This window comes from Cryobacterium sp. MP_3.1 (assembly GCF_035984795.1).
In the GTDB taxonomy this organism is placed as follows: domain Bacteria; phylum Actinomycetota; class Actinomycetes; order Actinomycetales; family Microbacteriaceae; genus Cryobacterium; species Cryobacterium zongtaii.
The window spans coordinates 12,917-37,461 of sequence record NZ_JAXCHV010000022.1; the positions used below are offsets into that span (position 1 = coordinate 12,917).

Genomic DNA, 24,545 nt, shown 5'->3' on the forward strand with positions numbered 1-24,545 from the left:
CGCTCCTTCGATCACGTCAGTCCATTGTCTCGCGGCCACCTCCGAGCCCGTTCTTGTGCGGGCCGCCTTGAACGCCCCGGCCCACCGGACTAGATTCACTCCATCCGCGCCATCTGGCACCTCCGGCCCCACCTCAATCGGCTCCCGAAGGGACAATCATGACCAGCGAACCGGCAACCCCCGACACCATCGTGCTCATCCACGGGCTCTGGATGACGCCCCGCAGCTGGGAACACTGGGTTCCCTACTACGAGGCCAAGGGCTATCGCGTGATCACCCCCGGCTATCCGGGCTTCGAGATCGAGGTCGAGGCCCTGCGGGAGAACCCCGCGGTCATCGCCGACCTGACCGTGCCCGAGACCGTCGACCACCTCGCCGACGTCATCGGCGCCCTCGACACTCCGCCGATCATCATGGGCCACTCGTTCGGCGGCACCCTCACCCAGCTCCTCACCGCCCGGGGCTTGGGCGCGGCATCCGTCGCCATCAACTCCGCGCCAACCGAGGGCATCCGGATGACCCCGCCGTCTCAGATCCGGTCTCTCTTCCCGATCCTCAGCAACCCGGCCAACTACCACCGAGCGGTCGGGTACACGGCGGAGCAGTTCCACTACGTGTTCGCCAACACGCTCAGCCGGGACGACTCCGACGCCGTGTACGAGCGCTACCACATCCCCGCACCGGGCAACTGGGTGTGGGCATACGGGCTGATCGCCAACTACAAGCCGGGCAAGCAGGAAACCTGGGTGGACTACACGTTCGACGACCGGGCCCCGCTGCTGTTCATCGCCGGCGGCGCGGACCACATCATGCCGGCGTCGGTGAACAAGTCCAACGCCGACCACTACCGCAAGTCCGCGGCGCTGACCGAGTTCCACGAGTTTCCCGGTCGGTCGCACTGGACCTGCGGGGAACCCGGCTGGGAGGCCGTCGCCGACTATGCTCTGGACTGGGCGGTGACGCACGCCAGCACCGCACACATCCGTCGTGCGGAGCTGGCCTGACGGCCGGCCCTGCTACCTGCCCGCGGATTCCTTCGCTGCGGCCTTCGCGGCCCGTTTGCTCTCGCGCACCCTGGCGAGCGATTCCGGGTCGACGATGTCGGCCACCGACCGCAGCGAGCCGTCCTCGCCGTACGGGGCTGATGCCTCGCGCCAGCCGGCGGCGGTGACGCCGAGCCGTTTGCCGAGCAGCGCCAGGAAGATCTTGGCCTTCTGCTCACCGAAGCCGGGCAGTGCCTTGAGGCGGCGCAGCACCTCGGCGCCGTCGGGCGCGGCCCCGTGGGAATCGGGGGCGGTCCAGATGGCGGCGGCGTCACCGTTCCAGTCTTGGGCGACGACCCCCGCTATCGTCTGCACCCGGGTGGCCATGGAGCCCGGGAAACGGTGCACGGCCGGGGTCTGCTTGAAGATCGCGGCGAATTCATCGGGGTCGTATCCGGCGATCACCGACGGGTCGAGGGTGCCGATCCGGTCCCGAATCTTCGCCGGTCCCGCAAAGGCTGCCTCCATGGCGATCTGCTGATCGAGCAACATGCCGAGCAGGAGCGCGAACGGGTCGTCACTGAGTAGGGCGTCTGCGGCGGTATCGCCGGTGATGTGCAGCGTCATCAGAGCATTCTCGCACCGTCGACACACATTCGCTGGGCGGCCGACACGGGTTGGCAGCGGCAGTTCGCGCTGCCAGCATGGCGATAGCCGGCGCGAATCCGGCGGACAGGAGCCGTCATGTTCGATATCCCCGCTGGCAGCGTGATGCGCAGTTGGACCGGGTGGATCAGACCGTCCGACCGCGCCTCGTACACGGCCTATATGGAACGCACCGGTCTCGCCGACTACAGGTCGACCCCGGGCAATCTCGGCGCCGCGATGGTATTCCGCGAGCTGCGCGACGGTCGGTGCGAGGTGCGCACGATCTCGTTCTGGCGCGCGTACGCCGATATCGTCGCCTTCGCCGGCGAGGACATCGAGCTGGCGGTCTTTTATCCGCAGGACGACGCCTTCCTCATCGACCGCGAACTCACCGTGGCCCACTTCGACGTGGTCTGACTCCGGTTCGTCGCCGGGCGGGCTCCCGTTTCTGCCGGTTCGGGCCGATCATGGCTGCATGGATGCCGTGGATGCCCTCAGCGAGATCGCCTTCTGGCTGGAACGAGGCCTCGCCCCGACCTTCAAGGTGCAGGCGTTCCGACGGGCCGCCTCGCTCATCAGCGACCTCGACCCGGCGGAGCTCGCCGATCGTGTCCACGACGGCCGGCTTCGGGCGATGAAGGGTATCGGCGGCCGCACGGCCGAGGTCATCTCCCAGTCGCTGTACGGCCTGCCCGACTACCTGGACAACCTGCGGCGGAGCGGCGCAGACCCTGTGGCCACCGGCGGCCGCGAGCTGCTCGCGGTGGTGCGCGGCGACCTGCACACGCACAGTGACTGGTCGGACGGCACCACGTCCATCGAACTCATGGTAGCCACGGCGCGGATGCTGGGCCGGGAGTACCTGACGCTGACCGACCATTCGCCGAGCCTCACGGTCGCGCACGGCCTGAGCGCCGACCGGCTGATGCAGCAGCTCGGTGTGGTCGCCGACATCAACGCGGATGCGGCATCCTCACCCGACCCGGTCAGGCTGCTCAGCGGCATCGAGGTCGACATCCTCGAGAACGGCGAGCTCGACCAGGACCCGGCGCTGCTGGCCAGGCTGGATGTCGTCGTCGCCAGCGTGCACTCCAAGCTGCGCGCCGACTCGCTGAGCATGACCCCGCGGATGCTCGCCGGCATCCGCAACCCGCACACCAACGTGCTCGGCCACTGCACCGGTCGTCTCGTGACAGGGTCGCGCGGCACCCGGCCGCCGTCGAGCTTCGACACCGAGCGGGTGTTCGCCGCGTGCGCCGAGAGCGCCGTAGCGGTCGAGATCAACTCCCGGCCGGAACGGCAGGACCCGCCGGACGACCTTATGACTCAGGCCCTCGCGGCCGGCTGCCTATTCAGCATCGACAGCGACGCCCATGCGCCCGGGCATCTGGATTTCCTGGCCTACGGCGCCGAACGCGCCGCGGCGAACGGGGTGCCCGCCGAGCGGATCGTCAACACGTGGCCGGTCGAGAAACTGCTGGACTGGTCGCGGGCCGCCCGCTGAGGGACCCGCCCGCCAGCGCCCGGTCAGGATGCTTCGCTAGGTTGGAGGTCTGCCACATCGGCTGCCCCGGCAACACACGAGGAGCTCCATGCCCATCACCGTTCAAGGCGCGATCGCCCGCTCGAAGGGGGCTCCCGTGGAGCTCACCGACATCGTCATCCCCGACCCCGGACCCGGCGAGGTCGTCGTCGACATCGAGACCTGCGGCGTCTGTCACACCGACTTCCACTACAAGGAGGGCGGCATCAACGACGACTTCCCGTTTCTGCTCGGCCATGAGGCCGCCGGCCGGGTGAGCATCATCGGCGCCGGCGTCACCCACGTGGCCGTCGGCGACTTCGTGGTGCTCAACTGGCGGGCCGTCTGCGGCGACTGCCGGGCCTGCAAGCGCGCCGAACCCTGGTACTGCTTCAACACCTTCAACGCCAGCCAGAAGATGACCCTGGTCGACGGCACCGAGCTCAGCCCGGCGCTGGGTATCGGCGCGTTCGCCGAGAAGACCCTCGTGCACGAGCGTCAGTGCACCAAGGTCAACCCGGAGGCGGACCCCGCCGCGGTCGGGCTGCTGGGCTGCGGCATCATGGCCGGCATCGGAGCCGCCATGAACACCGGCAACGTCGCCGCCGGCGATTCCGTGGCCGTGATCGGCTGCGGCGGTGTCGGCGACGCCGCTGTGGTCGGCGCAAAGCTGGCCGGCGCGGGCACCATCATCGCGATCGACCGGGACGCCAAGAAGCTGGCCAAGGCCACCGAGTTCGGCGCCACCCACACCATCGACTCCGCCGGGCTCGACGAGGACGGCGTGGTCGCGGCAGTGCAGGCGCTCACCGGCGGCTTCGGCGCCGATGTCGTCATCGACGCCGTCGGTCGCCCGGAGACCTGGCGGCAGGCGTTCTACGCCCGCGACCTGGCCGGCACCGTGGTGCTGGTCGGCGTGCCGACTCCGGAGATGATGCTCGAGATCCCCCTCGCCGATGTCTTCGGCCGCGGTGGCTCGCTGAAGTCCTCCTGGTACGGCGACTGCCTGCCGGAGCGGGACTTCCCGATGCTCACCGAGCTCTACCTGCAGGGGCGTCTGCCGCTGGCGGAATTCGTCAGCGAACGCATCCGCATCGACGAGATCGAGGCGGCGTTCGCCAAGATGGCGTCCGGCGACGTGCTGCGCTCGGTGGTGGTGCTCTGATGGGCGCGCGCATCGAGCACCTCGTCACCGCGGGCACCTTCGACCTGGACGGCGGCAGCTGGGCGTTGGAGAACAACGTCTGGATCGTCGGCGACGACACCGAGTGTGTCGTCATCGACGCCGCCCACAACGCCGAGGCGATCCTCGCGGCGGTCGGCGAGCGTCGGCTGCTGGGCATCCTGAGCACCCACGCGCACAACGACCACATCGGCGCGGCCGGTGCAGTGGCTGCAGCCACGGACGCACCGGTCTACCTGAACCCGAACGACCGGATGCTCTGGGACGTCGTCTACCCGGATGCCGCGCCGAACCGCGAGCTCGCCGACGGCGACACCATCGAGGTGGCCGGGATCGAGCTGCAGGTCATCCACACGCCGGGTCACTCCCCCGGCTCGGTGTGCTTCTACGCGCCCGCGTTCGACACTCTGTTCAGCGGGGACACCCTCTTCCACGGCGGGCCGGGTGCGACCGGACGGTCGTACAGCGACTTCCCGACCATCATCGAGTCGATCACCGGCCGGTTGCTCACCCTGCCCGCCGGGACGGTCGTGAACACCGGCCACGGCGAGTCGACCTCGATCGGCGCCGAGGCTCCCGACCTGCCCGCCTGGCTCGCCCGCGGCCACTGACAGCCAGCGAGTTACCGCGAAATGCCCCTTGGATGCGTCCTCAGGGGCATTTTTCGGCATCTCGCGGCGAGCGGGCTACTCCGGCCGGTGCGGGTCGGCGCGGCCGCCCTCCGACTCCCGAGCCCGGTGCCCGAAGTACTCGCCTGCGGTTACCGCGCGATACGACGTCGTGACCATCTGCTCGAGCACGTCCAGGTCGACCTTGTCGAGGTTGGTGACATACAGGCAGCTCAGTGCGGCCTTGTGCGGTCCGAGCCGAGCGAGCTCCTCGGTGTAGGCGCCCAGTCCGTCGGGAAAGTAGATCGACATCGACGCCTTGCGCGGTGAGAAGCCCGCCGCGCCCGCGTCGCCCTCCCGCCCGCTCTCGTACTTGTAGTGGTACTGACCGAAGCCGATGATCGACGAGTACCACAGCCGTGCCGGCTCCCCCGTGATGCGCCCGAACATCGTCAGGAGGGTCTCGGCATCCCGCCGCCGGGTGGCGCCGGGGACGGCGTCGACGAAGGCGCGCACCTCGTCGTCGGCGGCCTGGTGGTCGGTGCGGTCGGCTGGGGTTCCTGTTGCCATGCCCCTACGGTAGCGCCGGGCCACCGACAGGGACAGGTGCCAGGTGCCAGGTGCCAGGTGCCAGGGAGGAGCCTGCAAAGCTGTCTACGCGGGGTTCGATTCCCGCCACCGAGACGCCTGCGCCGGGGCCTCTGGAGCGACCCCGGCGAGCTATGCGACGTACCTGTCAGGCGTGCTGCTCGGTCTTGGCCAGTTGCCGGGCGAGATCGTCCGGCGACAGGTTGGCGTCCCGGAACGCATCCGTCAGCGGCAGCTGCAGGCGCAGGTCGGTGCCCAGGCAGAGTGCCGCGCTGCCGCTCTTGAGCTTGAAGTCGAGCACGTGGCCGCCGCCGGTGCGGTCGTCGGTGATGAAGTGGGTGTGGCAGCCGGGCACGCCGATGCCCTGCTCGTAGAGCGGCGTGCGGAAGCCGACGAGGGAGCCGGACACGTTGTGCAGCTCGACGATGGCGTCTTCGTCGGTCGCCTCCACCATCGGCCGGTACGGCTTCTGCTGCTTCACGACGGTGCGCATCCGGATCCACTCGAAGTCGCCGTCGATGCGCAGCGCGTACATGTAGTTCTCGGATGCCGTCATGTGGTCGATGAACGCGGATGCCTCGGCGCGCACGATATTGTCGGGCAGCCGGCTCTCGATGTGCGGCACGAAGTTCGTCACCACGGCGTAGGGGGTGTACGCGCCCAGGTCGGGCTTGGTCACCCCGCCGTCGGCGCGCAGTTGATAGCACTTGCCGTCGACGATGAGCATCTCCCCGTCGAGGCCGTTGAAGGTGCCGATGCCGAAGCTGCCGTGGCCGAGTAGGTCGCGCACCGTCATCTCACCCTCGTAGACGCCGTCGAGCAGCGCGCTCATCAGGCTGGTCTGGAAGATTTCGTGCCTGGACACGGTGATGTTGGTCACAGCAGCACGTCGCTTTCCAGGTCGGCCATCAGTTCATCGCGGTTGTTGCGATAGTCCACCCGCACGTCGATGATGCTGGGGCCGTCGTCGTTCATGGCCTGCTCGAGCACGGCGGCGAAGTCGTCGAGGTGGGTGACCCGGTAACCGTGGGCGCCGAACGACTCGGCGTACTTCACGGCGTCGTAGTCGCCGAGCTGCACGCCGGAGGTGCGGCCGTACTTGCCCTGCTGCTGGAAGGCGACCATGTCGTAGGTGCCGTCGTTGAAGATGATGTGGGTGAATTTGGAGCCGAGCCGCACCGCGGTCTCCAGCTCCATGGCGGAGTAGAGGAACCCTCCGTCGCCGGACACCGAGACCACCGGAGTGCCGGGGCGCACCAGCGTTGCGGCGATCGCCCAGGGCAGTGCCACACCGAGAGTCTGCTGGCCGTTCGAGAACAGCAGGGTGCGCGGGTGGTAGGTGCGGAAGTGCCGGGCCATGTAGATGTAGTGCGAACCCACATCGCAGAGCACCGTGGTGTCGTCGGGCAGCAGGGCCCGCATCGCCAGGGTCAGCTCGGCGGGGTGCACGCCCTCCGACTCGTCGTCACGGTGGACGGGCTGGTCGGCCTCGGCCAGGCGGGCGCGCTCGGTGGCGACGACCGCCGAGGCGGATGCCGACAGGGTGAGGCCGTCGATCTGGCCGGCGAGCGCATCCATCGTCTCGGCCACGTCACCGCGCAGTTCGATGGTGGGCCGGTAATAGTCGTCAAGGTCGGCCGACAGTTCGTCGAGGTGGATGATGCGGCGCAGGTGGTCCTTGTTCCACTTGGAGGGTTCGTATTCGACGAAGTCGTAGCCGATGGCCAGGATCAGGTCGGCCTTGTGCAGCAGAACGTCGCCGGGCTGGTTGCGGAACAGGCCGACCCGGCCGAGGTAGTGCTCCTCGAGGTCGTGGGAGATCACGCCGGCGGCCTGGAAGGTCTCCACGACCGGCAGCGCGGCGGCGCCGAGTAGACGGTGCAGCGCGGCGACGGCCCGGTCGGAGCCGGCGCGGGCACCGGCGAGGATCACCGGGAACTGGGCGTCCTTGAGTAGCTGGGCGGCCTGGCTGATGCTCGCGGCCGGGGCCGCGCCGAGCTGCGGGACCCAGTGCGGGGTGGTCATCGACACTGTGGTGGAGTCGGTGAGTACGTCGTAGGGCAACACCACGGCCGCGGCGCCTTTGGGCTCCTGGGTGGCTTGGCGGAACGCGTTGGCGATGGCCTCCGGCACGTTGTCGGCGACGCTCACCTCGCCGGCGGACTTGGTGACGGCGGAGAGCATGCCGACGGCATCCATCGACTGGTGGGTGCGCTTGAGCCTGTCGCCGCGGGAAACCGCGCCGCAGATCGCGACCAGGGGGTCACCCTCGGTGGTGGCGGTGAGCAGGCCCGTGGCGAGGTTGGCGGTGCCGGGTCCGCTCGTGACCAGCGCGACGCCGGGTTCGCCGGTGAGCCGGCCGACGGCGGCGGCCATGAAGGCGGCGTTCTGTTCGTGGCGCACCACGATCAGCTGCGGACCGCCGTCGAGGAGGGCGTCGTAGACGGGGTCGATCTTCGCGCCGGGGACGCCGAAGATCCACTTGACGCCGTAGGCCTCGAGGCATTCGACGACGCGGTCGCCGGCCCGGCGGGGCGAGCCGAGTGCTGCGGAGCCGAAGGCGGTGCCGCCGACCGTCTCGTCCTGGACCGATGAATTCTGAGCCATGCCGTGCCTCCTGTAGTGCGGGTGACGCCTCGGTGTGAACCGGCGTCTTGTTCCAGCCTGCCCGCTCGACCGATATAGAACAACGCCGATACCGGATACCAATCATCTGCTTATCAGATGAGACGTGGGAGGATGGGTGGCATGGATCTCAGGCAGCTTGAATTCTTCAGCGCCGTCGCCGGTGAGCTCAACTTTACCCGGGCGGCCGAGCTGCTTACCATCGCGCAGTCCGCGGTGTCGGCCGGCGTGCGTTCGCTCGAGAGCGAGCTCGGCGTGGAACTGTTCGACCGCAGCCGCCGTCAGATCCGACTCACCTCCACCGGTGAGCTGCTGCTGCCGAAGGCGCGTGGCGCCCTCGACGCCGTCAACGAGGTGCGGGATGTCGCCCAGCAGTCCACCCAAGCCATCACCGGCTCCATCGTGATCGGCCTGATGACCTCGGTGACGCTCGTGAACGTGCCCCGGCTGCTCGGGCTCTACCGCACCGGGCACCCGGGCGTGGGCGTGCGGCTGCGCGCGGCGCGGCGCGGCTCGGCCGATCTCGTCGAGGAACTGGCCACCGGCGAGCTGGACCTGGCCTTCCTGGCGCTCAGCGGAGCGGTGCCCGCGACACTGTCGGCGGTACCGATCGCGTCCTCCCCGATGGTCCTCGTGGTGCCCGCGGGGCATCCGCTGGCCGGAGCCGCCGGCGTGGACCTGGCCGACGTCGGCGACGAGGAGTTCATCGATCTGCCGCCGGGCTACGCGAGCCGGCAGATCGTGGACGACGCCTTTGTCGCCGCCGGGGTGGAGCGGCGGGTGATGATCGAGGTCTCCGACATCGGCACCGCCGCCGAATACGTGACCAACGGCCTCGGTGTGGCGCTGCTGCCCGAGTTCGCCGCACACGATGCGCTCAACGTGCGCCGCATCCCGGTGGCGCACGTGCCCGACTTCACCGTCTACCTCGCTGCCTCCCGCAAGCGCCGGGCCTCCGCGGCCGTGCGCGCCTTCGTCAACCTGGCCCTCTCCGGCGAGTAGCCCCGCCGCCCGACCCGCCGAAGCCCGCCCGACCCACCCCGCCCGCCCCGCCCACCGAGGCCCGGCCCACCAACTGTTCCCGAAGCGGACATCTGCGCCCGGCGCACCGGGCGCACATGTCCGCACGGGCAACAGTTGAAGCGCGCTCGCCCACTCGTGGTGACCGGCGTGATGCGGTGTGCCCGCGGACCGGGACGACCTGCCGGCCGGCTGAACGCCCCTGCCGCGCACCCTCGCTAGACTTCGCGTAAGGGGGAACATTGATGAAAACTTTTCGCCATCTGACCGGGGACAACGCGTACCAGCAGAATTCCGGTGTGCTGAGGGTGGGCGCCCCTCGCGCTCAGTACCGAGCGGCCGCGGGCGCGCTCCTCGTCTCGGCGGTCCTGGTCCTCACCGGCTGCGCCGGTGCGGCGCCCGCCGCGGAGGCTCCGTCCAGTGCCGCCCCGTCCCCGGCCACACCGGCGCCCACCGCCGTCGGCGCCTGCCCGGAGTCCGACGGACAGGGGCCCTGGGGCGATGTCATCGCCAAGGAACAGGTCACGAATGCCGCCGGCAGCTACTGCCACACGACCCTCGACCCGGCGTCAGCCGGCGCCCGATTCGACCCCGCGGTCGTGGATCTCGACTCGTTGGCGACGTACGGCTTCACCATCGAGGAGGCCGAGGCCGCACAGCGTGCGGCGCTCATCTACGTGACGGAAGCAGGGCTGGACTCAGCCCTTCTGGACGACTCCGCGATCGCCGACGCCACCTGGTTCGAAAACGCCTCGCCGTGGTTCACGCCTGCGGGCCACACCGCCCTGGCGCCCCAGGTGGCAAGCTTCGGGCTCAGTGAGGCCGGTGTCATCGTGTCCCAGAGTCTGCCATCGCCGCTCACCCGGGACGGCGGTCCGCGTGCCACCAACACGGTCGTCGGCGTCGACAAGATCTTCGGCACCCTGAGCGTGGACCAACAGACTCCCTTGCTTGTGGTCCGTACGAACGTCACCGTCGACTATGCCGCCACCGATGCGGCCATCGTGGAAGCGGCCATCCGTGACGAGCGCGGGACCACGAGCCTGAGCGAGGACAGCCTGCGGGCGAGCACACCCACCCTGTTCGACGGTTCAGACGACGAAGGACTCGTGCTGGCCGGCGGCTTCCTTGTGGGCTTCGCCACCGGCGACCTGACGGCGATCGAGCACATCAGCGCCGCATGGACCCTGTCCACCGGCGACGGAGCACTGCAGATCGACGCCATCGAGCCCGAGCTGGACCCGAGCCTGCGCTAGAGCCGAGTTCGCCCGGAGTCGTCACGCGGTGGTTGCCCGCCCGTTCTGCCCCTAACTGCCGCCGGTGCGGACAAATGCACCCGGCACACCGGGACCAGTTGTCCGCAGCGGTAACAGTTGCCACGATGGGTCAACGTTGAGCATCAACACGAGGAGCGAGGAACGAGGGGACCATGACGATCGACGTGCGCCCGGCCCACGACTTCGACGAGATGGCGACCATGTTCGCGCCGAAGAAGCCCGAATCCTCGGTCTGCTGGTGCCTCTCCTGGCGGCAGGACTCGAAGCAGAACCGCGCGCTCACCGGCGCCGCCAGAGCAGACAAGGTGCGGGAGCTCTGCGCGCGGAAGCTCGCCCCCGGTGTGCTCGCCCACCTCGACGGTGAGGTAGCCGGCTGGGCCGGCATCGCCCCGCGATCCGAGCTGCACCCGTTCGCCACCTCACGCAAGATCCCGCACCTGGACGACCTGCCGGTGTGGTCGCTGTGGTGCCTCCGAGTGCGCCCGGGGTACCGCAAACAGGGCGTCACGCCGGCGCTGATCGCCGGCGCCGTCGACTACGCACGAGCATCCGGCGCACCGTGCGTCGAGAGTTACCCCGTGGACAACGACGGACAGCGGGTGGACCTCACCATGGCCTACGTCGGCACCAGAACCATGTTCGAGCGCGCCGGCTTCACGAAGGCGGCCGACACCGACTCCGTAGCCGGCGGGTTCCCCCGCATCCTCATGCGGCTGATGCTCGACTGACGCCCCGGCGACCTGCTCCGGCTAGCCGCAGTACTCGCTGTCCATTTGAGCAGTGTCGCGCACGACGATAGTGTCCACCAGCCCGGCGGAGCTCAACCCGAAGTTGATCCAGTGTCCGCTGCCGTCGGGCAGGGAGTAGTACGGGGCGTAGGTGCCGTCGTTTTGCTCGATATCAGGGTAGGCGGCCGTGACCTGGTCCAGGGTGGCACCGATTCCGATTCCCGCGCTGGTCTGCGGCGAATTGGCGGCGACCGTTGCCTCGGACCCCCAGGCCTGCAGCACGATCTGGTCCGTGACTCCGGTGCCCGCAGGGTCGGGGAGCCAGATGCTCGGGAAGTCGGTCTTGTCGAGGGCGGTCACCCACGGGCAGCCATCCTGGATCGTGGTGGTGAACGCGGTCGTCGAGGCGGCCTGGTCGGCCAGCTGCCCGTGCAGGGTCAGCGGTCCGATGGCTGTGTAGTCGATGAGCCATGAGCCCGGATCATCCAGGTTCGGCTCGGCCGGCGCCGGCGTGGCAGACGGCACCGGCGTCTCGGTGGGAGCGGTGGATGCCGCCCCGGCTGCCGGTTTCTCGCCGGCCGGTTGTTCGCCGGCGGACTCGCCGGCACATCCCCCTACGAGCAGCACGCCAACGGCGAGTGCCGCAATCGTGCCATGCCTGTGGAGCACCGATGCTCTGCTGTTCATGTCTATCCCCCCGGATGTCGATGCCCATGAGCGTACTCCCTAGACCACCTGAAATACCAGATCGCAGGGAACTTCTCGGCGCCCTCATGCCGAAGCTGTGACGGCATAGCGCTCAGCGAGGTGGCCGAAGGCTGCGGAAAGCTCCGGCGGGCCCACGACCTCGATGGTGGTGTCGAACCGGCCCAACGATGCGGCCAGCGCGACCCACGACCAGGAGCCGACCTCATAGCGGCAGCGGTCGGGTCCGAGGTCTTCGACGATGCCGTCGCCGGCGAACGGCAGCACCGCGGTGGCGGGCAGCCCCAGGATCACAGTGCCCCGGCAGGGCCAACTGTTCGCCCGATCCGAGCCCGTGAATCGGGCCGAAACGTAATCGCGCACGTTTCCCCCGGGAAGCTCACGCGGGGTGAACCGGGGCCCGGAGGGCGTGCGTGGAGCAACCCGGTCGGCGCGGAAGATCCGCCAATCACCCCGGTCGAGGTCCCAGGCGACGAGATACCAGCGCCCGCTGGAGGAGACGAGGTGATGGGGTTCGACCCGGCGCGGCGGTGTCGGCGTCGGCTCTGTGTCTCCGGGCTGCCGGCTCGCGTAGTCGAAACGAAGCACCTCACGGGCACGGATGGCGGTGGACAGTGCGATGAGCACAGCCGGGGACACCGGGTCGGTGACGGCGTCCCCGGCGCGGGTGGGGATGGTCGTGAAGGTGAGGGCGTCCAGACGGTGACGCAGGCGGGCGGGCATCACCTGCCGCATCGTGGTCAGCGCTCGCACGGCGGCCTCTTCGATGCCGGCCCCGGTCACGGTGGCGGCCTGCAGCGCCACGGTCAGGGCGATGACCTGGTCATCGTCGAACAGGAGCGGTGGCAGTTCGGTGCCGGCGTCCAGCCTGTAGCCGCCGTCCGGCCCCTTCATGGCGTGGATGCTGTAGCCCATCTCCCGCAGGCGGTTGACGTCCCGGCGCACCGTGCGGTGGCTGATCTCGAGCCGATCGGCGAGGAGGGCGCCGGGCCAGTCCCGCCGGGTTTGGAGCAGCGAGAGCAACAGCAGCAGTCGTGAAGTGGTCGACGTCATGTTTTTCACTCTAGGCGCGTAGAGGACCAAATCTGTCCTCTACTGCTGTGACCATGGCAGGTATCCGGGACGAGCCCGGCGAACCCCCTCGAATCCAGGAGCAGACATGACCATTCACACGACCCCTCACCTCAACTTCCGCGGCGACGCCCGAGCAGCTCTGGGGTTCTACCAGGGTGTCTTCGGTGGCCAGCTGGTCGCCATCAGCTACGCGGATGCCCACCGGGCGACCTCCCCCGCCGAGGCCGACCAGATCCTCTTCGGCTCGGTCACCTCCCACGACGGCTTCCGCATCATGGCGTACGACGTGCCGTCCGCCAAGGACTACGCGCCGGGCACGATTCCCGTGTTCGTCTCCGTCCGCGGCACGGACGCGGCGGAGATCACCGACTACTGGGAGCGGCTTGCCGAAGGCGCCACCGTCGTCGAGCCCCTCGCGACGTCGCAGTGGTCACCGCTGTACGGGATGCTCACCGACCGCTTCGGGGTCACCTGGGTTCTCGATGTGGAGGTGGCGTGGGACGCGGCCTGATCTGACCATCCGGCGGGGCGGGTGGATGCGCTCGCCCCGCCCCTACCGGGACGTACCTCCGACGATCGCCTTCAGCAACGCCGTGTCGTGCCCGAGGCCGAGCAGCGCCTGAGCGCGGCGCCGATGGCCGTCCCAGGTGCCCGGGTCCATTTTGCCCAGCAGGGAGACGACCATTCGCGTGCGCGGGTTCGCTGCAAAGACCTCGCGATGGTCGTCGATGAACGTCCAGTACAGGCCGTCCCAATCGGCCATCCAGTCGCCGGCGGGCAGGTCTGACATTTTTCGCAGGTAGTTGCTGCCCGACACATAGGGCTTGGTGGTGATCTCGTCGCCCGCGGCGAATTGGCTCATCGCGTAGACGTTGGGCACCATCACCCAGTCGTAGGCGTCGATGAACATCTCCATGAACCATTCGTAGACCGCGTCGGGGTGGATGCGCAGCAGCGACATCGCGTTGCCGAGCACCATCAGCCGCTCGATGTGGTGGGCATACCCGGTGTCGAGCACCCGCGAGATGACCAGGTCGACGGGAGCGAGACCGGTGGTCGCATCCCACCACCCGTCGCCAAGGGCCCTCCGGTGGTCGAGCCGGTTCGAGGTCCGCATTTCGCGACCGCGGGTTCGGTAGGTGGCGCGCATGTACTCCCGCCAGCCGATCACCTGCCGCACGAATCCCTCCAGGGACGCGAGCGGAGTGCCGTGATCGGCGCCCTCGAGCACCGCGTCAATGACGTCTCGCGGGTCCAGCAGCCCGATGTTCAACGCGCCGGTCAGCAGGCCGTGATTGATGAACGGATGCGTGGCGGAGATCGCATCCTCGTACGGGCCGAAGTCGTTCAGGCGGTCACGGACGAACTCCTGCAGGTGCTCCCGGGCTTCGTCTGCGCTGGTCGGCCAGGCGAACAGGTGCGGGTCACCCGGGGCATCCGGGAATTCGGCGCTGACCCAGGCGATCGCTGCGTCGACCTCGGTCGGCACCTCGACCGTGTCCTGCTCGTCCACCAGCGCGTCGAAGTCGAAGGCGCCCTCCCGCTGAAGCACGGGATGGCCGGCGAAACGGCCGACGGGGTGGGGCGTGTACCCGCGCGGCAGCTTCTTGCGGTTGTCGGCGTCGTAGGACCACTTCCCGCCGACCGGTTTGCCGTTCTCGAGCAGGATGTCCAGTCGGCGGCGTTGCCACACGTAGAAGTCCTGCATGCGAGAGCCGTTGTGGGAGAACCAGTCATCGATCTGCACCCGGTCGGTGAGGAAGTTCGGCGTCTCCAGCACGTCGCCCTGGCGCATCCGGTAGCCGCCGTCGGCGAGGCCGGCGAACAGATCCTGCTCGAGCCAGTCATCGACAACGTCGAACCAGGTCACCTGCTCCGGCTCGCGCGTCCGAATGAACTCCGCCAGTTGGTCGTGGGAGCTTCGCTCGGTATCGCTTGGAAGAACGACAACCTCGTACCCGTGCTCGCGCAGTCGGGCTGCGAAGCGAGCCAGCGACGCACGATGTAGGACCAGCTTGTGGGAGTGGAACCGGTACTGGCGAAAGAGCAGGTCATGCTCGATGAGCACGAAGAGGGTCCCTTCGACCGCCTCGAAGTGCTGGTCGAAGAGCTGGTGCGGCAGGACGAGGCGCACAGACGGGCCGGATCTCATATCCCAACGATAGAGCGGCGGCGGCAGGATTCACGCGAGCTCCGGAATCCCGAAGGCTCTCAGCGCTGCACGGCGACGAGGTTGGGCCACAGGCTTCTGCGGTCGCCCGTAGAATTGGTACGTGACCTGAGGCGTCCCCCCACCCCGATGGTCACGGTGCGTCCCGCCGCGTCCCCCCACGCGGCGGGACGTTTTTGGATGGAAGGTGATCCACCTCAAACCCGTCACAAGCGCGCCGGCCCCCCAAGAATCCCGTCCCCTGGCTCCCGGCGCACCTCTGCCCTTGTCCCCCCTTGGACATGTCTAACCCTACCTCTATCGGAACGGTGTTGGTGCTATTCGTCTGTCAGGTCTGAGCCGGCGGACAACCCGTCCTCGAGAAGCTTCGTGATCTCGCGAAGTGCATCTGGTGACGTATCCCCGAGGGTTCGGGCCGCGAAGTTGATTACTCGCTTGACTCGGATCATGCGGACCAACTCCAACTGAGAGTCGATACGCTCCGGGAGATCATCGTCGGACCCGAGCAGGTATTCGGGTGCAATCCCAAAGAAATTTGCGATCTCGGTGAGAAGCAGGACGTCGCTGACCAGTGGGCCCTCCCCCCTGACCATGTACTGCCATCGAGCCCTCGAGAGCGAAACCTTCTTGGCTTTGAGACCTGCGGCGATCTCGCGGTAGGTGTACGGGGTGTTTCCTTCGGCCACCACCACGTCGAGCAGCAGGTTCAGCTTGCGTGCCAGTTCCCGTTGCGGAGTGGGCAGCGGAGTCCCTGTCCCACCCGCTTCGTCAGGCGTTTTGGTACTCATCGGTCCTCGAGTCGTGTGTAGTCCCGCGAGATGCATCTGATGCCTGACGGATATGCTGTTCGATCCTCTGGATGAGCTTCACTTCGCGAGCCGACAGTGACTGGTCGGGGTGCAGAAGGAGACAGTCACGAACCTCGACGTAGCGGCGGTGGAGGTGTAAGGCGTGGCTCCCCCGAAAACAGAGCGCTAGCCGTGACGTCGGTGCTTCGATGCTGAGCTCAGGTCGGTCAGCCAGCAGCCGCTCCCACAGCGGGGTGACCTTCCACAGCAGCCGACGGCTTGTGCCTGCGTCGCTCAGGTTCCTGAAAACTCCGACCAGCAGACGGAGACCGAGACCGACCGAGAGCAGAACGGGCGCAAGGAGCGGGCAAGCCACAGACAGGGAATCAACTATCACACTGACGTGGGTGCCACCTGCCGCCCTGTTGATCGCCACACCCATCTGAACGACGACGTAGAGCGATACGACTGCGCACCCGGCAAAGATGATCACCAGTGCCGTCTTGAGCGTTGTGTCCGACTGGCGTTTGTAGTCCGTGGAGCACGCGACCATTGTCGAGATCGCAAGGACGATCAGCGCAATCCAGGTCGTGAAGCTGTAGACCAGCTGACTCCAGTTGCCAGGACCGATGAACTGGATGTTGTCAATCTCCCAGCCGCTGGTGAAGAAGAGGGCAGCCTGAACGAGGATGAGTCCGGTCACTCCCCACAACGCAAAGCGCTTTCGGGTTGAGGTGAGCCCGTCCTTTGAGACAGCCGTCTGAATGAGGCAGTCGAACAGGGCCACACAGACGATCGCTGTCGCGTGGAAGATGAAATAGGTCAGGTCGACTCCGCCCAAGAGTCCGTCGACGAATGCATACGGGCCGTCGGTGATCAGCGACATGGTGACCGCGAAGGCCACCATGAACCAGAAAAGCAAACGCCGTTTGCCGCGGAGGGCGCTCGGCACGAGGAGAAGGGTCGTGCCCCAGAGAGCCGCGAGCACCGCGTATTCGATCAGAGCGAACATCAGAGAACCTGCCCGAATCCGGTCTCGGCTCCGCGTCTGCTTCGTGAGGCGTCCTTCCGAAGGATCATCGCAAGTTCGTCCCCGATAGCCTCCGCCATTGCCTCTTCCTCATCGGTGAAGCTGTTTCGGGACAGCGCCGCGACAATGGCGTTCATCGGGATGAGGGGTGCGAGAAGCGCGACCCTGTCGGCCGGCATGATCATCTTCTTGTGGTTGAGGATCATGTGACCGAACTCATGATTCACGAACTGCTGCCGGTGGACGGCCGAGTCTGTTGGCGCGCAGTAGATCCGCTCGAATTCTTCACCGGCCACCTCGAGCCAGAGCGCGCAGATTCCACTGTCGAGCATTCCCTGAGGCGCCTGCACGACGACGATCTTCTTCGTGCGGATCTGCTCCATATGGTGGTGCAGGATTTCCGGGTTCAGGGGGCGCGGGAGGTCTATCTCCTGCACCAGTTGCTGAGCGCGTAGTTGCCGTGCTGCGTAGTTCACTGTGGATCCGATTCTCGTGTCGATCCGCTGCGTCTCCCCTAGCCGGATCCAGCGCATCTGAGACATGGATGACTGCCGTCAGCATGGGATTACTCAAGGTCTCCATGATAGCCACGAGCCAGCGCCGGTGGCGCCCGCAGGGCTCAGGCGGGTTACCCGATGAGCCGATAATCCCGCGCCGACTGAATTCCGTTCTTGATGAACGTGCGGCTGAACCAGCCGACGTCGAACTCATAGGTCGCCCCGGGTATGAAGCTGGCTGCGATCTCGTCCTGGTTATCGCCGGTCACGCCCCAGTGAATTGCGAGCGGACCGCAGTCCTGTGTCTTCACCAGAACGGACACGGTCGTCACTGACCCTCTCGATCCGCTTGAGGTCGTTCTCGGCTCGGCGGACACCACCTCGCACTGAATGGACTGGACAACCCTCGTGTCCAACCACGGACTGGCAAAGATGACGGCCGCGACGACGAGCATGACGAGGAACAGCACGACCGACAATCGGCTCATTATGGTCGGTTTCTTGGGCGGCGGAGGCGTCCACGGAGTGGGGGGCGGAACCGGGCGGAGCCCGAGTTTGCGTAGACGGGCATTAAGCATCCGCGTGTGCTCCACACCCGACCGGCGAGCGTCATCGGCCCTGCACTGCGCCGTCGTCCAACCGGCCTCCCGGTGTGCTGCCCACCGCCGACGGGCAGGCATCGAGCGGATGAAGAGGGTAAGAGCCACGGCGAAGGCAATAACCTGGCCCAGGGCTCCGAACATGAAGCCGGTGACGGCCATGTCGACGACCATGGCCTGATCGGTATATGCGGGGTTGCCGGCGCCTCCCACAATCCCCCAGTACGTTCCCCAGCCACCGATCAGAACGACAAAAAGCAGAGAATACCGCCACAGGTAGGACCAAAACAGCCAGTGGGACGGAGGCCCGCCGGCCACGACCGGAAGGGTACTTCCCGGCACGGTCCCCGCAGCGGCCCCGCCAATCTCGGAATCTTGGTGCTGCTGACCCTCCGCTGTGGGCTGGGGGGTCGAGTCGCGGGTCATGGCTTCGCCTCGGCGACGGCGGGAGGAACGACGCTCTGGACGTCACGGCTCATCAACAGCTCTTTCTAAGCATTGCGCCGAGATGTCGGAACGGCAGGCGCCGTCTCCGGGAGGCAGAATCTCAGCCCGCCGCCCCAAAATCCGTCGTTGATGCAGTAGAGCGGCACCTCCTCGTCACCGACGTGGAGGGTGGGGTTCCTTATTCCGTATTTTGAGAGGTTGAAAGTCAACTCGACGCTCCTATCGGGTGAGGTGCAGCTGTAAGCAACGTTCCATGGGCTCGTGTCTTCACACCGATTGAGTTCCCTCGTCGTGCCGGCCCCGTCCACGTACTCCCAGGTCCTGTCCCGATACCCGCCGACCTGAATGGCGGAGTTCGGAGTGGCGACGGCGTCGGTACGGGTGAATGGCCGCTCATCGCAGCCCGTCAGCGTGAGCAAGGCCAGTAGGGCGAGACCGATTGTTTTTCCAGCACCATGCATTTTCATTCGGATCACCCCCAATCCCACGCACGCCGTATGGCCAGAGCAGCCCCAATGCTAGCTTGCCGTCCTCCCTGAAAGATTCAACGGTCCTTGGCTTGCTTCTCACGGGCGGCGGCTACAGCTGGTCTTGAGCGCCTTTGTGTTTGCTTCTGCTGCTTCGGCCGGCGTTTCCGTCGCCGGCGCCGCCGTCCCTGGCCGTTGAAGGGTGGCCGGGGCGCGCCGAACTGGGGGCCGCTCCAGTACCGTCCGCCTATCAAAATCCCGGCGAGGGCGCCATAAGCCGACGCATGCGGAAGGGCCATCTGGTCGGTGGCACCACCCACGAACGCCAAGGCAAACCACACAACGGGTAGGCCGAGGCTAAGGAGGCCGTTTCTAATTTCCAGCGGCAGCGGTAAGCGGAACAATGCCCAGCCTGCGATGACAGCGACAACAAGCACTGCAACAGCAGGCGCTGTCGGTGACAGGAGAACCAGTTGGGCTGTCCCGATGCCGAACAGCACCAGCGCGCAGGCTGCATTGATCAGTGCCAGGCGCCACCCGCCGGAGAACTTGCCGTCGGCGTCGGGCCGGCGCGGGCGGGTTTGCGTGCGCTCTCGCCCGGCGCCCGGTCCCGACCAGATGTATCCGCCGGCGATCGAGCCGACCATGAACCCGATGAACCACGGCCCCGCCGCGGGGATGTCCAGGGCGCCATCGACGTCGAGCGAGATCAACATCCAGTAGTTCAGGAGGAACGACCAGAGCATCACCGTGAACGCCCGGAATGATCGTGAGACGACGCGAACCAGGAGAAATGCGTAGACCGCCCCTACCGAAAGGAACACTGATGCCTCAAGGAGACGGTCGCCGGCAAACCACACGAACACCGCCAGCATCAGAGCAATCATCCCGGCGTGCAGGATCCGCGCGTCCCACTGGTCAATTTTCTTCAGCACAGCAGTACCCCCATGTACACAAGGCTAGGGCAGGGCAAGCCGCATCCACGGCAGCCAAGATCACCTCCCCGCGGTCGCGGTTTGCGCTGGCGCGGGCGAAAGGCGAGCTCAGCACCGCTGCTCCTGTCCTGGAGGTACAGCAAAGCCCCACCGCGGAAGAACCGGGGCGGGGCCGAAATGCTGCCGGGATGGAACTAGACGTTGAACCTGAATTCCACGACGTCGCCGTCCTGCATGACATATTCCTTGCCCTCGATGCGGGCCTTGCCCTTGGCGCGGGCTTCCACCACGGAGCCGGCGTCGATGAGGTCCTGGAATGCGAAGACCTCGGCCTTGATGAAGCCCTTCTGGAAGTCGGTGTGGATGACTCCGGCGGCCTGCGGGGCGGTCCACCCCTTGTGGATGGTCCAGGCCCGCGTTTCCTTGGGGCCGGCGGTGAGGTAGGTCTGCAGGCCCAGAGTGTCGAAGCCGATGCGGGCGAGCTGGTTGAGCCCGCTCTCCTCCTGGCCGGTGGAGGCCAGCATCTCGGCGGCATCCTCTTCGTCGAGTTCGGCGAGCTCGGATTCAAGCTTGGCGTCGAGGAACACGGCGTTGGCCGGAGCGACGAGGGCGGCCAGCGTGGCCAGCTTCTCGGCATCCTGCAGCACGGCCTCGTCGACGTTGAAGACGTAGATGAACGGCTTGGTGGTGAGCAGGCCGAGTTCGCGGATGGGCTCAACGTCGATCTTCGACGCCGACAGCGGCTTGCCGGTGTCCAGGAAGGTCTGCGCTTCGAGCGCTGTCTTGAGCACGCTCGGGTCGAGCTTGCGACCCTTGGTCTCCTTCTCGTACCGAACGATCGCCTTTTCGAGGGTCTGCAGGTCGGCGAGAACGAGCTCGGTGTTGATGGTCTCCATGTCACCGGCCGGGTTGACCGCACCGTCGACGTGCACCACGTCGGGGTCGGCGAAGCCACGGATGACCTGCGCGATGGCGTCGGCTTCGCGGATGTTGGCCAGGAACTTGTTGCCCAGGCCCTCGCCCTCGCTGGCGCCGCGCACGATTCCGGCGATGTCGACGAACGACACCGGGGCCGGCAGCAGACGCTCGCTGCCGAACACCTTGGCCAGCTTCGCCAGGCGGTGGTCGGGCAGGTTGACGATGCCAACGTTCGGCTCGATGGTGGCGAACGGGTAGTTCGCCGCGAGCACGTTGTTCTTGGTCAACGCGTTGAAGAGGGTGGACTTGCCGACATTGGGCAGTCCGACGATTGCAATAGTAAGAGCCACGAGAGTCCATGGTACCGGCTCAGCCCGTTCGGACGCGCCCCTCCACACCAAGCCCCGACCAGCGGATGCCCGCGGCGCGGCAGCGTCGGTGGCGCGTGAGACCATGAGGCGTGCCCGTCAACTTCACCGCCATCGATTTCGAAACCGCCAACTCCTCGGCCGCCTCGGCCTGCTCGGTGGGGTTGGTGAAGGTGCGCGACGGTGTCGTCGTCGACAAGATCGGCTGGTTCATCAAGCCCCCGCTGGGCCACGACCTGTTCCAGGAGTGGAACATCAAAATCCATGGCATTCGCCCCGAGCACGTGGCCGCGGCGCTGAGCTGGTCGCAGCAGCTGCCCGACCTCGTCGACTTCGCCGACGGCGACGTGCTCGTGGCACACAACGCCGGCTTCGACCTGGGTGTCATCAAGACCGCATCCGCGATCACGGGCATGACGGTGCCCGATTTCCGCTACGTGTGCAGCCTGCAGGTGGCCCGAAAGACCTACCACCTCGACTCCTACCGGCTGCCGGTCGCGGCGATGGCCGCCGGTTTCGAGGACTTCTCGCACCACAACGCCCTCGCCGACTCCGAGGCCTGCGCCGCGATCATGATCCACGCCGCCGACCGGCACGGCGCCGACACCATCGAAGACCTGGCCCGCATCTGCGGCGTCAACGTCGGCGTGATCGGCCCGGTCGCCACCCTGGAACACCGGGCCACGCACGGCCCGATGGCCCTGAACTAGCCGGCACCGACTGCCCCGGGCAGCTCCGGCCGCGCGACGCGCGTCCCGGCTCCCGGCGGTGTCGGTGGCCGCTGTCAGACTGGCCGCATGGATTTCCTCGCGCTTCTCTTCGGCCTGCTTCTCGGTGTGCTGCTCGGTGCCCTCGTGAGCGCCGTGTTTTTCCAGCGGCGCCGGTCGGCCGGCCCTGCAGTCGAGGATCCGGCCGTGCTCGAGGCCCGGCATCAGGTGGTGCTCGCCGACACCCGCGCCAGGGAGGCCGGTGTGCAGTCGCTGCTGCGGGAGGAGCTCGCCTCGATGCAGGCCACCGCCGACGGCCTGCGCGACCAGATCGCCGACCAGCGACGGCAGTACCGCGAGATCGTCGACCGGCAGCGCGACGACCAGGCTGCACGCACCGAACGGGACCGGCAGGAGAGCCAGGTGCTGCAGGCCCTGGCCCCCGTGAAAGACAGCCTGGCGAACATGCAGCAGAAGGTCGCCGAGCTCGAGCAGCAGCGCAGTCTGCAGCACGGCGAGCTCACCGAACAGCTGCGCTCGGCCACAGAGTCCGAGGAGCGTCTGCGCAGCACCGCCGAATCCCTGGCCTCGGCCCTGCGCGCCAACAACACCCGGGGTGTTTGGGGTGAGACCCAGCTGCGCAGCGTGGTCGAGGCCGCCGGGCTCATCGAACGGGTCGATTTCGACGTGCAGTCCAGCATCACCTCGGATGCCGGCGCCGGCCGGCCTGACATGGTCGTGCACCTGCCCGGCGGCAAGAACATCGCCGTGGACGCCAAGGTTCCCTTCACCGCGTTCCTCGAGGCCAGCCAGATTCCGGCGACGGCGACCGGTGCGGATGGCGCCCAGCGCGCCGTGTTCATGAAGGCGCACGTGAAGGCCGTGCGCGACCACGTCACGGCGCTGGGCAGCAAGGCCTACTGGCAGGGCCTGGCGGCCTCCCCCGAGCTCGTGATCGCGTTCATCCCCAGCGAATCGTTGGTGTCGTCGGCGCTGGAGGCCGACCCGTCGCTGATGGAGTTCGCGTTCAGCAAGCGCGTCGCACTGGCCTCCCCCGTCACCCTGTGGTCGGTGCTGAAGACCGTGGCGTTCAGCTGGCAGCAGGATGTGCTCACCCACGACGCCCAGGTGCTCTTCGACCTCAGCCGTGAGCTGTATTCCCGGCTGGCCACCACCGCCACCCACATCGAGAAGCTCGGCAGAGCGATCGAGCGCACCGTGAAGGACTACAACGGTTTCGTCGGCTCGATGGAGCGCCAGGTGCTGCCCACCGCCCGCAAGCTCAACGCCCTCGACGAGTCGAAGGTGCTGGCCCCGCTCGGGGGCATCGAGGAGACCCCCCGCGAGCTGGTGGCCTACGAGTTCGTGGCCGCGCTCGAGACCGATGCCCTGGAAGCGATCCCCACCCGCGACTGAGCTCGCAGACACGTTGCCAGTTGGGGCCCCGTCAAGAACTCTGAAGGGGCACCGACTGCGATCTCGCCGGCCGCTTCGCACCTGAGGTGCCGGTTCAGGCCCCCACGGGCACCCGGAAGGGGCGTGAAGTGGCCACTCGCCGGGCCGCCCGCCCGCCGAGATGCCGCACAGTGCCCCTTCAGAGCCCGCGAGGGGTACTTCTGCGGCAAGTCGATATGGGGTGCCTCCACGAGGTGCCGCAAGGCGCCCCTTCAGTACCCCGGAACGATGTTTTTGCGGCACGTCGGCGGGGGTGGGCCGGCGTGACCGGATGGGCCTTGGGGCACCGCTACGGAATGGCGCGGGCGGTGCGCTCGAGGTCGGACACCGGCTGCTCGCGCTGGGTGGCGATCGCCGCGCCGGCCGCGGCGCAGACCACGACGATGGCGACCTGCTGCTGCAGAAGCAGGGTCTCCCCGAGCACCAGCACGCCGAACACCGCCGCGACGACCGGACCGAAGCTCGTGATGATCGCGTAGAGCCGCGGGGTGATCCGGCGCAGGATGAAGGTGTCGAGCGTGTAGGGGAACGCCGAAGACAGCACGCCCACGGCGACGAGCAGGCCGATCACGCCCCAGTTCAGCTTCGAGTAGTCCACGGTGACCAGCGCCAGCGGAACGAGCAGCACCAGGCTGACCAGGCTGGCGATGGTGATGCCCTCCAGGCCGGGCAGCTGGGTGGCCACCCGGCGGGTGAGCAGGATGTAGCCGGCCCAGGCGGCCGCGGCGGTGAGCGCCAGGGCGATTCCGAACGGGTCGAGTGTGCCATCCGACCAGGTGAGCAGGAATACCCCGCCGGCGGCAGCGGCCGCGCAGACGAAGTCGAGTGCTCGGCGGGACGCGGCCAGCGCCACGGCGAACGGGCCGAGGAACTCGATGGTCGCGGCCACGCCCAGGCCGAGCCGGTCGACCGACTCGTAGAAGGTGAGATTCATCACCGCGAGTACAACGCCCAGCATCAGTGCCGGCCACAGCCGTGCCCAGGTGAAGGTGACGAACTTGGGCCGGTAGAACGGCAGCACGGTGATCGCCATCACGAGCTGGCGCACCGCCACGACGACGGGCGAACCGACCACGGGGATGAGCAGCCCGGCCAACGACGAGCCGTAGTTGATCGTCACCTCGGTGACGAGTTGGGCTCCGGCGCCGGTGAGGCGGTCACGCTTGGCTGTCACTGTTCTCCCCCGCCGAGCGGATGCGGCAC

Annotated in this window: 25 protein-coding genes; 11 read left to right on the forward strand and 14 right to left on the reverse strand. The window is 67.5% G+C overall.

The genetic code is table 11. The features are described from left to right. Positions 1-158: 158 nt before the first annotated feature. Positions 159-1,004, forward strand: a complete 846-nt coding sequence (locus RCH12_RS13330) for an alpha/beta hydrolase (protein ID WP_103432538.1) — start codon at positions 159-161, stop codon at positions 1,002-1,004. Between the two features lie 12 nt (positions 1,005-1,016). On the opposite strand, the gene RCH12_RS13335 is transcribed toward RCH12_RS13330, so the two are convergent. Beyond that, positions 1,017-1,610 carry an HhH-GPD-type base excision DNA repair protein gene (locus RCH12_RS13335; protein ID WP_327017164.1) on the reverse strand — a complete coding sequence of 198 codons (594 nt, stop codon included), beginning with the start codon at positions 1,608-1,610 and terminating at the stop codon, positions 1,017-1,019. A gap of 117 nt (positions 1,611-1,727) precedes the next feature. On the opposite strand from RCH12_RS13335, the gene RCH12_RS13340 reads away from it, so the two are divergent. The 4 genes from RCH12_RS13340 to RCH12_RS13355 all read left to right on the forward strand — a co-directional run bounded on the left by RCH12_RS13340 (position 1,728) and on the right by RCH12_RS13355 (position 4,947). Continuing rightward, positions 1,728-2,048: a hypothetical protein gene (locus RCH12_RS13340; protein WP_243399296.1), complete on the forward strand. Its 321-nt coding sequence runs from the start codon at positions 1,728-1,730 to the stop codon at positions 2,046-2,048. A 58-nt stretch (positions 2,049-2,106) separates the two neighbouring features. Continuing rightward, positions 2,107-3,135, forward strand: coding sequence for a PHP domain-containing protein (locus tag RCH12_RS13345; protein WP_327017165.1), 1,029 nt, complete (start codon positions 2,107-2,109; stop codon positions 3,133-3,135). Between the two features lie 88 nt (positions 3,136-3,223). Continuing rightward, positions 3,224-4,318 (forward strand): S-(hydroxymethyl)mycothiol dehydrogenase, encoded by a 1,095-nt coding sequence (locus RCH12_RS13350; protein ID WP_327017166.1) that lies wholly within the window; start codon positions 3,224-3,226, stop codon positions 4,316-4,318. Further along, positions 4,318-4,947, forward strand: coding sequence for an MBL fold metallo-hydrolase (locus RCH12_RS13355; protein WP_327017167.1), 630 nt, complete (start codon positions 4,318-4,320; stop codon positions 4,945-4,947). Before RCH12_RS13350 ends, RCH12_RS13355 begins: the two co-directional genes overlap by 1 nt. Before the next feature lie 75 nt (positions 4,948-5,022). On the opposite strand, the gene RCH12_RS13360 is transcribed toward RCH12_RS13355, so the two are convergent. The 3 genes from RCH12_RS13360 to alsS form a co-directional block, all read right to left on the reverse strand. Further along, entirely contained in the window at positions 5,023-5,514 is a 492-nt protein-coding gene (locus RCH12_RS13360; RefSeq protein WP_327017168.1) for a DUF1801 domain-containing protein, read from the reverse strand. Positions 5,515-5,680: 166 nt separating this feature from the next. Then, the gene (gene budA / locus RCH12_RS13365) at positions 5,681-6,412 is read right to left on the reverse strand and encodes an acetolactate decarboxylase (RefSeq protein ID WP_240632405.1); all 732 of its coding nucleotides are present in this window, start codon (positions 6,410-6,412) and stop codon (positions 5,681-5,683) included. Further along, a complete protein-coding gene (gene alsS, locus RCH12_RS13370; RefSeq protein ID WP_327017169.1) occupies positions 6,409-8,139 on the reverse strand; it encodes an acetolactate synthase AlsS in 1,731 nt (576 codons plus the stop codon). Before alsS ends, budA begins: the two co-directional genes overlap by 4 nt. 141 nt (positions 8,140-8,280) lie before the next feature. On the opposite strand from alsS, the gene RCH12_RS13375 reads away from it, so the two are divergent. The 3 genes from RCH12_RS13375 (at position 8,281) to RCH12_RS13385 (ending at position 11,182) form a co-directional block, all read left to right on the forward strand. Beyond that, on the forward strand, positions 8,281-9,159 hold the full coding sequence (locus RCH12_RS13375) for a LysR family transcriptional regulator (RefSeq protein ID WP_327017170.1): 879 nt from the start codon (positions 8,281-8,283) through the stop codon (positions 9,157-9,159). Positions 9,160-9,422: 263 nt separating this feature from the next. Continuing rightward, positions 9,423-10,433, forward strand: coding sequence for a hypothetical protein (locus RCH12_RS13380; protein WP_327017171.1), 1,011 nt, complete (start codon positions 9,423-9,425; stop codon positions 10,431-10,433). A 173-nt stretch (positions 10,434-10,606) separates the two neighbouring features. Then, on the forward strand, positions 10,607-11,182 hold the full coding sequence (locus RCH12_RS13385) for a GNAT family N-acetyltransferase (RefSeq protein WP_327017172.1): 576 nt from the start codon (positions 10,607-10,609) through the stop codon (positions 11,180-11,182). Positions 11,183-11,203: 21 nt separating this feature from the next. On the opposite strand, the gene RCH12_RS13390 is transcribed toward RCH12_RS13385, so the two are convergent. Both RCH12_RS13390 and RCH12_RS13395 read right to left on the reverse strand, forming a co-directional pair. Then, positions 11,204-11,869 carry a hypothetical protein gene (locus RCH12_RS13390; protein WP_327017173.1) on the reverse strand — a complete coding sequence of 222 codons (666 nt, stop codon included), beginning with the start codon at positions 11,867-11,869 and terminating at the stop codon, positions 11,204-11,206. An 84-nt stretch (positions 11,870-11,953) separates the two neighbouring features. Continuing rightward, entirely contained in the window at positions 11,954-12,940 is a 987-nt protein-coding gene (locus RCH12_RS13395; protein ID WP_327017174.1) for a helix-turn-helix transcriptional regulator, read from the reverse strand. Positions 12,941-13,046: 106 nt separating this feature from the next. On the opposite strand from RCH12_RS13395, the gene RCH12_RS13400 reads away from it, so the two are divergent. Then, a complete protein-coding gene (locus tag RCH12_RS13400; RefSeq protein WP_327017175.1) occupies positions 13,047-13,472 on the forward strand; it encodes a VOC family protein in 426 nt (141 codons plus the stop codon). 42 nt (positions 13,473-13,514) lie between these two features. Here the strand turns inward: RCH12_RS13400 and RCH12_RS13405 are convergent, their stop codons facing one another. The 7 genes from RCH12_RS13405 to ychF form a co-directional block, all read right to left on the reverse strand. Continuing rightward, positions 13,515-15,113, reverse strand: coding sequence for a cryptochrome/photolyase family protein (locus RCH12_RS13405; RefSeq protein ID WP_327017176.1), 1,599 nt, complete (start codon positions 15,111-15,113; stop codon positions 13,515-13,517). Positions 15,114-15,448: 335 nt separating this feature from the next. After that, complete coding sequence (locus tag RCH12_RS13410; protein ID WP_327017177.1) at positions 15,449-15,919, reverse strand: hypothetical protein; 471 nt, start codon at positions 15,917-15,919, stop codon at positions 15,449-15,451. Continuing rightward, a complete protein-coding gene (locus RCH12_RS13415; protein ID WP_327017178.1) occupies positions 15,900-16,931 on the reverse strand; it encodes a DUF6545 domain-containing protein in 1,032 nt (343 codons plus the stop codon). Before RCH12_RS13415 ends, RCH12_RS13410 begins: the two co-directional genes overlap by 20 nt. Then, on the reverse strand, positions 16,931-17,425 hold the full coding sequence (locus RCH12_RS13420) for a hypothetical protein (RefSeq protein ID WP_327017179.1): 495 nt from the start codon (positions 17,423-17,425) through the stop codon (positions 16,931-16,933). The genes RCH12_RS13415 and RCH12_RS13420 overlap by 1 nt, the downstream gene beginning before the upstream one ends. 152 nt (positions 17,426-17,577) lie before the next feature. Beyond that, positions 17,578-18,219 carry a hypothetical protein gene (locus RCH12_RS13425; RefSeq protein ID WP_327017180.1) on the reverse strand — a complete coding sequence of 214 codons (642 nt, stop codon included), beginning with the start codon at positions 18,217-18,219 and terminating at the stop codon, positions 17,578-17,580. Between the two features lie 817 nt (positions 18,220-19,036). Further along, positions 19,037-19,894 (reverse strand): hypothetical protein, encoded by an 858-nt coding sequence (locus tag RCH12_RS13430; protein WP_327017181.1) that lies wholly within the window; start codon positions 19,892-19,894, stop codon positions 19,037-19,039. Positions 19,895-20,088: 194 nt separating this feature from the next. Further along, entirely contained in the window at positions 20,089-21,162 is a 1,074-nt protein-coding gene (gene ychF / locus RCH12_RS13435; protein WP_088455577.1) for a redox-regulated ATPase YchF, read from the reverse strand. A 110-nt stretch (positions 21,163-21,272) separates the two neighbouring features. On the opposite strand from ychF, the gene RCH12_RS13440 reads away from it, so the two are divergent. Together RCH12_RS13440 and rmuC are read left to right on the forward strand one after the other, a co-directional pair. After that, positions 21,273-21,890, forward strand: a complete 618-nt coding sequence (locus RCH12_RS13440) for an exonuclease domain-containing protein (protein WP_134409504.1) — start codon at positions 21,273-21,275, stop codon at positions 21,888-21,890. 87 nt (positions 21,891-21,977) lie between these two features. Further along, positions 21,978-23,303 (forward strand): DNA recombination protein RmuC, encoded by a 1,326-nt coding sequence (gene rmuC, locus RCH12_RS13445; RefSeq protein WP_327017182.1) that lies wholly within the window; start codon positions 21,978-21,980, stop codon positions 23,301-23,303. Between the two features lie 328 nt (positions 23,304-23,631). Here rmuC and RCH12_RS13450 read toward each other — a convergent pair whose 3' ends face one another. Then, on the reverse strand, positions 23,632-24,516 hold the full coding sequence (locus RCH12_RS13450; protein WP_327017183.1) for an EamA family transporter: 885 nt from the start codon (positions 24,514-24,516) through the stop codon (positions 23,632-23,634). Positions 24,517-24,545 lie beyond the last annotated feature (29 nt).